Origin of the sequence: Streptomyces sp. NPDC127038 (assembly GCF_042725875.1) — a bacterium.
In the GTDB taxonomy this organism is placed as follows: Bacteria; Actinomycetota; Actinomycetes; order Streptomycetales; family Streptomycetaceae; genus Streptomyces.
Window position 1 is genome coordinate 1 of record NZ_JBHXDQ010000119.1, and the last position, 11,237, is coordinate 11,237.

Annotated in this window: 11 protein-coding genes; 5 read left to right on the top strand and 6 right to left on the bottom strand. The window is 74.1% G+C overall.

The window, feature by feature from the left end; translation table 11 throughout:
* Positions 1-76: 76 nt before the first annotated feature.
* From ACFWI4_RS40425 to ACFWI4_RS40445, 5 genes are all read right to left on the bottom strand, one after another.
* Positions 77-490, bottom strand: a complete 414-nt coding sequence (locus ACFWI4_RS40425; RefSeq protein ID WP_387206599.1) for a hypothetical protein — start codon at positions 488-490, stop codon at positions 77-79.
* Positions 491-693: 203 nt separating this feature from the next.
* Entirely contained in the window at positions 694-1,440 is a 747-nt protein-coding gene (locus ACFWI4_RS40430) for a phosphotransferase family protein (protein ID WP_387206602.1), read from the bottom strand.
* A gap of 139 nt (positions 1,441-1,579) precedes the next feature.
* Positions 1,580-2,044 carry a MarR family winged helix-turn-helix transcriptional regulator gene (locus tag ACFWI4_RS40435; RefSeq protein ID WP_387206604.1) on the bottom strand — a complete coding sequence of 155 codons (465 nt, stop codon included), beginning with the start codon at positions 2,042-2,044 and terminating at the stop codon, positions 1,580-1,582.
* An 88-nt stretch (positions 2,045-2,132) separates the two neighbouring features.
* Positions 2,133-2,912 carry a transcriptional repressor LexA gene (lexA, locus tag ACFWI4_RS40440; RefSeq protein ID WP_387206606.1) on the bottom strand — a complete coding sequence of 260 codons (780 nt, stop codon included), beginning with the start codon at positions 2,910-2,912 and terminating at the stop codon, positions 2,133-2,135.
* 48 nt (positions 2,913-2,960) lie between these two features.
* Positions 2,961-3,143: a hypothetical protein gene (locus ACFWI4_RS40445; protein ID WP_387206608.1), complete on the bottom strand. Its 183-nt coding sequence runs from the start codon at positions 3,141-3,143 to the stop codon at positions 2,961-2,963.
* Positions 3,144-3,242: 99 nt separating this feature from the next.
* Here ACFWI4_RS40445 and ACFWI4_RS40450 point away from each other — a divergent pair, with 99 nt between their 5' ends.
* Complete coding sequence (locus ACFWI4_RS40450) at positions 3,243-4,298, top strand: LuxR C-terminal-related transcriptional regulator (RefSeq protein WP_387206610.1); 1,056 nt, start codon at positions 3,243-3,245, stop codon at positions 4,296-4,298.
* Between the two features lie 172 nt (positions 4,299-4,470).
* On the opposite strand, the gene ACFWI4_RS40455 is transcribed toward ACFWI4_RS40450, so the two are convergent.
* Complete coding sequence (locus ACFWI4_RS40455; RefSeq protein WP_387206612.1) at positions 4,471-6,264, bottom strand: BTAD domain-containing putative transcriptional regulator; 1,794 nt, start codon at positions 6,262-6,264, stop codon at positions 4,471-4,473.
* 568 nt (positions 6,265-6,832) lie between these two features.
* Here ACFWI4_RS40455 and ACFWI4_RS40460 point away from each other — a divergent pair.
* The 4 genes from ACFWI4_RS40460 to ACFWI4_RS40475 all read left to right on the top strand — a co-directional run.
* Complete coding sequence (locus ACFWI4_RS40460) at positions 6,833-7,903, top strand: radical SAM protein (protein ID WP_387206614.1); 1,071 nt, start codon at positions 6,833-6,835, stop codon at positions 7,901-7,903.
* Between the two features lie 50 nt (positions 7,904-7,953).
* Positions 7,954-8,592 (top strand): iron-containing redox enzyme family protein, encoded by a 639-nt coding sequence (locus tag ACFWI4_RS40465; RefSeq protein WP_387206616.1) that lies wholly within the window; start codon positions 7,954-7,956, stop codon positions 8,590-8,592.
* A complete protein-coding gene (locus tag ACFWI4_RS40470; protein WP_387206618.1) occupies positions 8,585-8,794 on the top strand; it encodes an aroma-sacti cluster domain-containing protein in 210 nt (69 codons plus the stop codon). Before ACFWI4_RS40465 ends, ACFWI4_RS40470 begins: the two co-directional genes overlap by 8 nt.
* A 101-nt stretch (positions 8,795-8,895) precedes the next feature.
* On the top strand, positions 8,896-11,237 hold a 2,342-nt coding region (locus ACFWI4_RS40475), incomplete at its 3' end, for an AAA family ATPase (protein ID WP_387206620.1).

Genomic DNA, 11,237 nt, shown 5'->3' on the forward strand with positions numbered 1-11,237 from the left:
GCCCGGTCAGCCCACCAGTCCGGTGTGCCAGCCCAGTGCACCAGTCCGGACCGGCCAGGCCTGCCCGATCAGTGACTCAGCCGGTCAGGTCGACCGCAGCCTGATCCCCCTGCTCCTGAAGCTCCGCCGCCTCCTTCGCGGCCTCCATGGCGGCCTCGGTCGCCTGGCGCAGCTGCTCGGCCGACAGCCCCTCACACGCGACGGGCACGCTGCCGTCCGGCTTGGCCACGAGTGCGGCGGCGCACTGCTCGACCGGGTCGGTGTACCCCGAGCCCGCCTGGCCCAGGCCTTGGCCCGCTGCCGTCCCCGCGCCGCCGGGGTTCGCCGGGCGCGCGCCCGCGCCGGACGAGCCGGGCAGGCCCAGCCCGGCCGAGGCGCCCGGCGCCTGGCGCCCGCCGCCGGAAGGGTTCGCCGTGTCATCCGCGGAGCAGCCGCTCACGAACGCGAGCGCGGCCAGCGCGAGGACGGCCGGGAACATACGGTGGTGCACAGGTTCTCCCCCGAAATCTCCAGAAACGTGATCAGCCGCCAGGCTGACAGAGCCACCGGGCCCGTACACCCGCGGTGACGATCCTGTGACAGTGCGTCGATCAGCCGGCCCGCGTGCGGGGCTCTCGGGCGCGGGAGTCGGCGGACGGTTTCCTGGACTGCCGGGGGTTCGCGAGAGGACTACCAGGGCTTCAGGGGAGGTCCTCACATACGGGATCTCAGCACGTCGACCTCGCAGCCCGGCGCGAACGGGTCGAAGCCGTGCTCGGTCAGCCAGCGCACCACCAGCAGGCTCCGTACCGACCACCACGCCCGGATCACGTCGAGGTCGACGTCGGTGCCGTAGCCGGCGAGGAGGTCGGCGAGGCGCTCCTCGTGCCCGAGTGTGAAGGTGGCGAGGTCGTACAGGGCGTCGCCCCGGCCGGCCTCGGACCAGTCGATGACGCCGGTGACCTCGTCGCCGTCCACGAAGATGTGCGCGATCTGGAGGTCGCCGTGCGTGAACGCCGGCGTCCGCGGCCTGAGCGCGGCCTCGGCGACCCGGCGGTTGCGGGCGACCAGATCGGCCGGCAGGACACCGTTCGTCACGAGCGACGCGCATTCGGCGTCGAGTTCCGCCGCCAGCGCGGTCATGCTCTTCCCGGCCCTGCCGAGCCGGGACGGAAGCGGCGCGTCGTGGAGCCTCCGGATGGCGGCGCCCGCCGCGGCCCAGGCCGCGGGTGACCCGGTCGACGGCCCGCCGAGACGCCCGAGCGTCGCCCCGGGGACCGCGGCGATGGCGAGCACGGGCGGCTTGCGCCACAGGACTTGCGGAGTCGGGACCGGCGCGAGGTCCATCATCTCGACCTCGACGTCGAGGCGCGCCTGGTCGGCGTCCACTTTCAGGAACACGTCACCGACGCGCAGGGTCGCGCGTTCGGAATGCGCGACGACGACTTCGACCTCATCCATGGCCGACCAGTATCCCGGGGACGATCGCCGCCGTCGCCGGGATATCGCGTGCGGTCACGTGGTCGACCCGAGCAGCGTCAGGCGGGGGCGCCGCGGAGCTCAAGGCGCTCGCCGCGGGTCCCGGCGGGGGCCTCCACCGTCAAGGCCTCCGATCGCCCGCCCGGGCCTCGTGCACCCGGTCCAGCAGGTCCATCAACTGCCGCCCCTCCGCGGCGCTGAGCGGTGACAGCAGCTCGGCGTTGGCCCGTTCCGCCAACTCCGCGCATCGTTCCAGGGTTTGCGTGCCCGACTGGGTCACCGTCACCGCGTTCTTGCGGCGGTCGCGCGGATCGGGTCTGCGCACGGCGAGTCCGGCGTCCTCCAGGTCGTTGAGCAGCAGGACGACGTCCTTGGCGTCGAGGCCGAGCCGGCGTACGAGGTCCGCCTGGGCCACCGGGCCGTGTTCGGCGACCGCCGCGAGCACGGTGTGCTGCGGCGGTCTGAGCCCCTCCTCCGCGATCGCCTCGGCGACCAGACTCCGGCCGTGTGCGGCGACCCGGCCGACCAGCCAGCTCGGCAGCGACCGCAGGTGCGCCAGGGCCCCGGGGCCTTCGGTGCGCGTCATGGATGCAGCGTAGCCCCCGAATCATTGGGCTCCCCAATGATCGAGCCTCCCGACGATCAGGCGCCCTGCCGTCCCGCGCGCGGCCCGGTCACAGCACGCGCAGGACGCCGACGACCTTCCCGAGGATGCGCGCGTCGCCGCCGGGGATCGGGGCGAAGGAGGAGTTCCGCGGCATCAGCCACACCTGTCCGTCCTGCCGGTGCAGAACCTTGACGGTGGCCTCGTCCTCCAGGAGCGCGGCGACGATGTCACCGTGTTCGGCGCTGTCCTGCTTGCGGACGGTCACGATGTCGCCGTCGCAGATCGCCGCGTCGATCATGCTGTCGCCGGACACGGTCAGGGCGAACAGCTCTCCCTCGCCGACCACTTGGCGGGGCAGGAAATAGACGTCCTCGACCATCTCGTCGGCCAGCAGCGGCGCGCCGGCGGCGATCCGTCCGACGAGCGGCACCTGGGCCGGTTCCGCGCCGCGGGCGCCGAGGTCGGGGGCCCAGGAAGGGCGTACGCGATAGGCGCGCGGGCGGTGGGGGTCGCGGTAGAGGACGCCTTTGTGCTCCAGAGCGCCCAGCTGGTGCGCGACCGAGCTGGTGCTGGAGAGGTTCACGGCGTGGCCGATCTCCCGCATCGACGGCGGGTAGCCCTGCCGGGCCACGGACTCGGTGATGTAACGGACGATCGCCGCCTGGCGGGCCGTCAGTTCACCCTCGACGGTCTGTACCCCCGGGGGCCGTCCCCGGCGTACGGGCGCGCTGTTGTCCATCCCCGGACACCTCCGTGCAAGATCCTCGCCGAACGTGACCTTATCCCGCCGCCCCGCACATACGAAACGCCTGGACTCGAAATAGATGGCCCCCGCCGCGCCGGACACCCCTCGGCTCCGGCGCTCCGCCGCCGCGGGTCCGTCGGCGCCGCCCCTTCACCAGTGGGGGGTGGGAACGGTCGGAGCGTCGTCGTCGCCGTCGCGGACCGGTCGCGGAGGCTGGTCGAGGATCTCGCGGGCCGTGACCCCTTCGCCCCGGCGCTGCCGGGTGCGCGCCCAGTGTCCGAGGACGGTGAAGCGCTCGAAGAGCAGGACGAATGCGCCTTTGGCCGGTTTCACATCGATTCCTTCCGGGCGGGTCTGGGAAACTCCATCGCACATCCGAACAATGGACACGACAGCGGCTGTCGGGGTCTTCTGGCTGTTGAGGGGGGTCGGGTGGGAGACATCGGTGAGGACGGAACGGTTGCGGACCTGTGGACGTCGGCGGGGTGGCCGTCGCACGAGACGCAGTTGTCCGAGGACGCCGTCCGGGTGTTCCGGTGGGTGAGCGACCAGGGATCGTGCGACGCCGTGACGCTGGGCACGACGCTGGGGCTGCCGGAGAGCCGCGCGGCTTCCGCGGTGGCGGCGCTGACCGGACTTCTGCTGCTGCGCCGCCTGCCCGGGAACCCCGACCAGTTCGTGGCGGTGGCACCGGACGCCGCCCTCGCCGCGCTGGTCGCGCCGAAGGAGGCCGGGTTGCGCCGCCAGCTCGCCGAGATCGACCGGCTGCGGGCAGAGCTTTCCCTCCTGGCGCCCTTCTATGCCGAGGGCCGAAGACAGTGGCAGGGACGCGCTCCCCTGACGGAGATCACGGACCTGAAGACCGTCGTGGGGATGATCACCGAGGCGACCATGCGGTGCCGCAAGGAGGTCCGCACCTGCCATCCCGGGGGCGGGCGCTCCCCCGCGCTGCTGGAGCAGGCGTTCATCCAGGACCGTGACATGCTGCGCCGCGGCATACGGATGCGGACGCTGTACCAGCACACGGCCCGCTACCACCTGCCCACGCAGGAGTACGCGCGGCGGATGACCGACGAGGGCGCCGAGATCAGGACCCTGAGCGAACTGTTCGGCCGCATGGTCGCTTTCGACGGGGAGACGGTGTTCATCCCGCACCAGGACGACCCGGACGCGGCGATCGTGATCCAGGACCCGTCCACGGTGTCGTACCTCTGCGCGACCTTCGACCACGCCTGGTCGCTGGCCGAGCCCTACCACCCCGCCTGGACGGAGAGTTCGGCGCGGGACGAGGTGAAGCAGGCCATCGTACGACTGCTGGCCGAGGGCATGAAGGACGAGATGGTGGCCCGGCGGCTGGGGATGTCGCTGCGCACCTGCCGCAAGCACATCGCCGAGATCATGGAGCAGTTGGGAGCGGCGAGCCGGTTCCAGGCCGGCTATCTGGCCCGTGTGCAGTCCTCCGGTCCGGCCTCGGCGACCACGGGGTGAGGCGTTCGCGCGCGGTACGCGGTGACGCGTCATGTCCGGCCCGTGGCGGACCGCCCGGCCGGCTCGGCAGTCCCGTACGACGCCGGGCCGCCGTCCGCCGGGAGCGCCGCCGCCCGGGTCGCACCGCAGGGGACCACGCACACGGTGGGCGCTCGCGGCACGCGGACAGGCTCTAGCACCGCTCGCCTTGCGCCGCCGCCTGTTCCCGGGCGAACAGCAGGGTCAGCCAGGGCAGTTCGTAGCGCATCGCCTCCGGGGCCGTGGTCAGGTGTGCCGTCACCTCGGGCAGGGACGGCGGGGGCAGGACGCCCACGTCGATCAGGTCCTCCAGGGAGCGCTGCGTGTCCCGTCCGTCCTTGCCCAGGCACCGTGCCGCGGCGGGAAGGGTGAAGGAGGCGCCGGGCAGCGCGGCCAGGGCCTGGAGGGCGCCACGGGCGGGTGCGGGCAGGCGGGACCAGGCCCCGGCCAGGCGCGTACGGACCCCGAGTCCGCCGGAGGCGAGCTCGTCCAGCGCCTCCACCGGGTGTTCGAGACGGTCCGCGTACTGGCCGAGCGGCATGTGACGCAGCACCGACAGGCGATTTCCGGCCGCGCGCAGGGCGAACGGGAGGTGTCCCGCGGCGGCGGCGATCCGTTCCGCCGCGGTGTGCTCGGCGGCCAGCCGGGTCCTGCCGATGATTCCGCCGAGCAGGTCCAGGGCCTCCGCGGTGGACAGCGGCGGGAGTTCCACCCGGTGCGCGGGCTCCAGCCAGGGCAGCCGGCCGCGGGAGGTGATCAGCGCGGCGGCGGTGCCCGACGGCGGGAGCAGCGGGGCGAGGGAGGCGGCGTCGGGGGCGTCGTCCAGGAGCAGCAGGATCCGGCGCCCGGACAGCCAGGAGCGCCATACGGTGGCGGCCTCCTCCCGGTCGGCGGGCAGCCGTTCGGTGCAGCCGAGGGCGCGGGCCAGTTCCGCCAGGACGGATGACCAGGGGCGCGCGGAGCCGTCCTCGGCGCAGAGCCGGGTGGCGACGACGCCGTCGGGGTAGCGCGCGGCGAGGCGGTGGGCGACATGGACGGCGAAGGCCGTCTTGCCGACGCCGACCGCTCCGGTGACGAGGACCGGGGGGCCGCCCTCGGAGTCCAACTGGGCGCAGACGTAGTCGAGTTCCCAGGTGCAGCCGGTGAAGTCGGCGAGGTCGGGCGGCAGCAGCCGCGACCCGGCGGGGGCGCCGCGCGGCCGGGGCGGGGCGAGGTCGTCCAGCAGGGAGCGGTAGGCGCCGTGCAGGGCCGCGCCGGGTTCCAGGCCGAGCTCCCGGGACAGCCGCTGACGGCAGTCGTCGTACGCGGCGAGGGCCTCGGTCCTGCGGCCGACCCGGTGCAGGGCGGTGAGCTGGGCGGCGCGCAGCCGCTCGCGCAGGGGGTGGCGGCCGACCATCTCGTCGACGGTGTCGGCGACCGGGCCCGGGTCCCCTATCTCCAACTGTGCTTCCGCCCAGGCCTCGTAGACGGCCAGTCGCCGGGCCTGCCGGCGTTCGACGGCGGCGCGCAGCACGTCGGCGCGGGGTGCCAGGTCACTGAAGGGGTCGTGCCGCCACAGGTCGAGGGCCTGCCGGTAGGTCCGGGCCGCGTGGCTGGGCGCTCCCGCGCGTGCCTCGGTGTCGCCGCGCCGGGCCAGTTCCTCGAAGCGCAGGGAGTCGCATTCCTCCGCGGTCAGGCGCAGTACGTAGCCGCCGGGGCCGTGGTGCAGCCGGCCGAGGTCGTCGGGGTCGAGCACGCGGCGCAGGGTCGAGACGTAGGCCTGGAGGTTCTTGCGGGCCGTGCGGGGCGGGTCGTCGGGCCAGAGGGCGTCGGTCAGTTCCTCGACCGAGACCGGGGTGTTCGGGCGGGTGAGCAGGACGGCCAGGACGAGGCGCTGTTTCAGCGGGCCGAGCGCGAGCGGCAGGCCGCCGCGGGAGGCCCGCAGCGGGCCGAGGAGATCGAGTCGCAAGGGAGCGCCCGTGGCGTTCTCACTTCCGATGTGACCGGCGGGCTCTCGCGGAATTGCGTGATCCGACGCCACAGCGCGGCTTTCCGTGAGCGAGTCGGTCATCTCGCCCTCTCAGCCCCTTCCCCAGCCGGTGTCGTCGGTGTTCTGACAGCGGGAAAGAATTCTGTGCACGAAAACCTCCGGGGGCGGCGGTGTGAGGGAATCCGCGAGGAGCCGTGAACTTCGGGAATTCGGTGGAATTCCTTCGGCCTTCACAGCATGCGCACGAGCCGGTTCCGGGGCCATGGACTCGAGGATGGCTCAAGGTGCATGCAGCAACGCACCCGCCGGGATAGAGAGCACATATGGTCGCAAACCGTCGCCGATCGATCGTCCGCGCCCCATTCCGCCCCCAGGCCGATCAGGCTCACGCCCAGGCCGGTCAGGCTCACACCCGAGGCCGGTCAGGCTCACGCCCCGGGCTGGTCAGGTCCGCCCCGCGTACCGGCTTCGAACCGGCCGTCAACCGCCGGCGAACCCGCCCCGCGCACGCTGGGCCCGCACGTCCCGGGTCTACGGAGGTGACGCGATGCGGCTGGCGGAGATCATCGAGCTACGTCCGGTGCCTGCGGCCGGACTCCTCGCCACCCTCACCCGGCGCTGTCCGCTGAGCTGCGCGCACTGCTCCACCTCGTCGGGGCCGCGGGGCGAGGACACGCCGGCCGGTGCGCTGCGCCGCTTCGTCGGCGGCTTCACCCCCGAGGACCGTCCGGAGGTCCTCATGCTCACGGGCGGCGAGCCACTGCTGCGGCCCGCGCTCGTGGCGGACCTCGCGGCCCTCGCCGCGGCGGCCGGAACGCGCACCTCGGTGCTCAGCGGCATGTTCTTCGCGGCCGACGGCCGGGTGCCCGACCGCATCCTGCGCGCGCTGCGGCACGTCGGCCACTTCTCGGCGAGCGTCGACGTGTTCCACGAACGCGAGGTGCCGCGCGCCGCTGTCTTTCGCGCGATGCACCGCATCAGGGAAACGGGAATGGACGTGAGTTTCCATGTGACGGGGACCGCGGCGGACGACACCTATCTCACGGACATCACCGCCGCCATTCGCGGGGAATTCCGGGACCAGGCGGCCGTGCTGGTCAATCACATCCGTCCCGTGGGACGCGCGGCGGGCTGGGCCTCCGCGCGGACGGTCCCCCTCCGGGACACCACGGACGAGGGTCCGTCGTCCCCGGGCCTCACGGCGCCGTGCGCGATGGCCGCCTGGCCGACCGTGGCCTTCGACGGCTCCGTCACGGCCTGCTGCAACCAGCGGGTGGTGGACGCCCGCCCCGTCCCGGAGCACCTGCGTCTCGGCCATGTCGCCGACGACGACTGGGCCGCGATCCGCCGCCGCTGCCAGGAGTCACCGGTCCTGCGCTCCATCCGTACCGCGGGCGTCGGCTCGTGCACGGACTGCCGTGCCCTGGGCGGGCGGCCGGCGGCCCTGGACGCGGCCCGGCGGGCGGGCTCCCGTCCCGCGGCCGGCGCGATGGACGCGCTCGGCGCCCGGCTCCAGCGTGACGCAGGGGCCGCCACGCTGCTGCGACGCTACGGAAGCGACCGGTACGCGTCCCTCGTGCTGCTCGGCGGTCCCGGGACCAGGGAGGTCCCCGGGTGAGCCCGTCGGCCGTCGCGAGTGTGCGCGTCCAACTGTCTCTCGCAGAGCCTGTGTTGCGGTCGGCCACCGCCCGCATGTGGCAGTCGGGACCCGGACTCGCCGACCGCTACCGGCGCTATCTGCGCGCCATGCACCAGGTGATCCGCGCCTCCGTTCCCCTGATGGAACGCGCCGCCGGGCGCTGCGAGGCGATGCCCCGGGACCCCGTGGCAGGACCGCTCGCCCGCTATCTGCGGGCGCACGCCGAGGAGGAACGGGGCCACGACGGCTGGCTGCTCGACGACGCGGCGGCGGCCGGAACCGCACCGGACGAGCTGACCGAGGCCGTCCCCGCGCCGCACGTGGCCGCCCTGGTGGGCGCCCAGTACTACTGGGTCGAACACAGCCACCCGGTGGCGCTGCTCGGCTACATCGCCGTTCTGGAGGGCAACGCGCCCGCGCCGGGCCTGGCCGGCCGGCTGGCCCGGGAGAGCGGCCTGCCGCCGGCCGCCTTCGAGACCGTACGCCTGCACGCGGACCTCGACGACGGGCACACCGCGGACCTGGACCTGCTGATCGACCGGCTGCCCCTGGACGCCGCGCAACGCTCCCTCGTGGCCGTCAGCGCGCTGCACACGGTCGCCCGCCTCGCCGAGCTGTTCGACCGCATCACCCTGGCACCGACCGAATGGGAGAGCCCCCATGAATGACCCCGCACCCGATCGCGACCGCCTCCGCGCGCTGGAGGACGCCGGGTTCCCGCTGCACAGCCTCTCCCCCGAGCAGCGTGAGGTGCTCCAGGACCTCAGCGCACAGGAGCTGACGATGCTCCTCGACCTCAAGGAGCGGCTCGACGCGGCCGAGCCGGAGGTGCAGGCGCACAGCGAGATCGCCGGCGGAGCGCTGTTCTGATGACCGGCGCGACGACCGGCGGAGCGCGCGTGAAGTGCCCGCGGTGTCCCGAACCCCCGCCGGACGGCGCCGCGTTCTGCCCCCGGTGCGGAAGCGCCTGCGTGGCCGCGGGAGACACCGCCACGGCCGAGGAACGGCGGGTGGTGACCGTCCTGTTCTGCGATCTCGTCGGCTCGACGGCCCTGTCCGGACGGCTCGACCCGGAGACGCTGCGCACGGTCACCCTGCGGTACTTCGCGCTGATGCGGGCGCGGATCGAGGAACACGGCGGCACCGTCGAGAAGTTCATCGGCGACGCCGTGATGGCGGTGTTCGGGGTGCCGGTGCGCCACGAGGACGACGCCCACCGGGCCCTGGCGGCCGCGCGCGGCATGGTCACCGGACTCGACGGCCTGAACGCCGAACTGGAGCGGGAGCACGGGGTACGGCTCGCCGTCCGCATCGGGGTGAACACCGGCGAGGTGGTGGTGAGCGTGGACCCCGCCGCCCGGCAGGCCCTGGTCTCCGGCGAGGTCGTCAACATCGGGGCGCGGCTCGAACAGCACGCCGGCGCAGGCGAGATCCTGATCGGCCCCGCCACCCTGCGCGCCGCCGGCCCTTCCGCGGTCACCGAGCCCGCAGGTGCGCTGTCCCTCAAGGGCGTCGGCGTCCCCGTACCCGCGCACCGGCTGGTCGCGCTGCACGAGGACGACCCGGAGCGCGTACGCCGCTTCGACACCCCTTTCATCGGACGTGAGCACGAGCTCGCCGAACTGCGGTTGCTTCTGCGCAAGTTGGAGACGGATCCGCGGTCGCACCTGGTGACCGTGTACGGCGAGGCGGGGCTCGGCAAGACGCGGCTGCTGCGCGAATGGCTGCGGGACTGCCCGGCGTACGGCGAGGGCAGGTGCCGGCCCTACGGCGAGACCGGCTCCCTGTCGCCGCTCGCCGAGGCCGTGCGCCAGGTGCTCGTGTCCGCCGGCGAGGAAGCGGCCCTGGACGGACTGCCGGAGGCCGAGCGGACCGAGGCCACGCAGGCGCTGGGCCTGCTGCGGACCGGACTCCTCGCGGACGGCACCCCGAGCCCGTCGACGGACGACACCCTGATGGCGCTGGCCTGCCTCCTGGACGCGCTGTCCCGGGAGCGGCCCGTGGTCCTGGTCCTCGACGACTGTCACTGGGCGTCCGAGCCGCTGCTCGACCTGGCGGACCGGCTACTCGACGAGCTCGACCGCTCGCCCGTGGCCCTGGTGTGCGTGGCCCGCCCGGAACTGCTGGAGACACACCCCGGCTGGGGCAGCGGGCGGATGCGGTCCGCGTCGCTGCTGCTCACCCCGCTCACCCGGGAGGAGGCCGCCGCGCTCGCCGGCGAACTGGTCGAGGTGAGCGCCCACCGGCACGGCGTGCTGGAGGGCGCGCTCGACCGGGCCGAGGGCAATCCGCTGTACCTGGAGCAGCTGACGGCCATGGCCGCCGAGTGCGACGACCTGCCGCTGACCGTCCACGCCCTGCTCGGTGCCCGTATCGACGCGCTCCCGCCCGAGGAGCGGACCCTGCTTCAGGTCGCCGCCGTCCTGGGGCGCGAGTTCCGGCGCGCCGACCTGACGGAGCTGGCCGGTGCCGAGGAGCCCGCGGCCCCGGCGGACTCCCCCAGCGGCCTGCTGCGCGGCCTCGTACGCAGGCGCCTCATCGAAACCGGCGGCCGGGCCCGGTCCACCGGCTCCGTGCTCCGGTTCGGCAGCGCCCTGGTGCAGGAAACCGCGTACCGCGGCATGGCCAAGAAGGTACGCGCCCGGCGCCACGAGCACGCCGCGGACGTCCTCGTCCGCCACGAGGCCGGGGACGCGGCCGTCGGCTCCCATCTGGCCCGCGCCCACCGGCTGCTCACCGAACTGGGCGTCCACGACGGCGGCACCGACGCGCTGCGCGCCCGCGCCGCCGAGGTCCTCACCCGCGCCGGAGCGGCCGCCCTGGCCCGCTCCGACCTGCCGTGGGCGGACGACCTGCTCACCCAGGCCCTGGACCTGGCCGCACCCGGCGATCCCGTCGCCGGGGAGGCCGCCCGGCGGCTCGGCGAGACGAAGGTGGCCCGCGGCGAGCCGGGACCCGGCAGGGAACTGCTGGCGAACGCGCTCGACGCGGCCGAACGGGCCGGTGATCCGCTGGGCGCCGCCCACGCCCGTCTCGCGCTCACCGCGCTCGACCCCCGGCACGGGTCCGCCGCCGAGGTGGCCGAGGAGGCGCTTCCGCTGTTCACGCGGGCGGGCGACGACCAGGGCATCGCCCGCGCGAGTGTCCGGGTCGCCCAGGACCGGCAGCGGCGCGGTCGGCACGCCGAGGCCGAGGAACTGCTCCACCGGGCCCTCGAGCACGCAGGCCGGGCCGACGCCGAACCCGAACGGGCCCTGGCGCTCGGTGCCGTCGGCATCTCCCTGTGGCGCGGCCCCACCCCGGTCCCCCGCGC

Excerpts from the sequence above, each read along its gene's own strand:
- ACFWI4_RS40460 (WP_387206614.1), top strand. The coding sequence starts at position 6,833 with ATGCGGCTGGCGGAGATCATCGAGCTACGTCCGGTGCCTGCGGCCGGA.
- ACFWI4_RS40430 (WP_387206602.1), bottom strand. The coding sequence starts at position 1,440 with ATGGATGAGGTCGAAGTCGTCGTCGCGCATTCCGAACGCGCGACCCTG.
- ACFWI4_RS40470 (WP_387206618.1), top strand. The coding sequence starts at position 8,585 with ATGAATGACCCCGCACCCGATCGCGACCGCCTCCGCGCGCTGGAGGAC.
- ACFWI4_RS40435 (WP_387206604.1), bottom strand. The coding sequence starts at position 2,044 with ATGACGCGCACCGAAGGCCCCGGGGCCCTGGCGCACCTGCGGTCGCTG.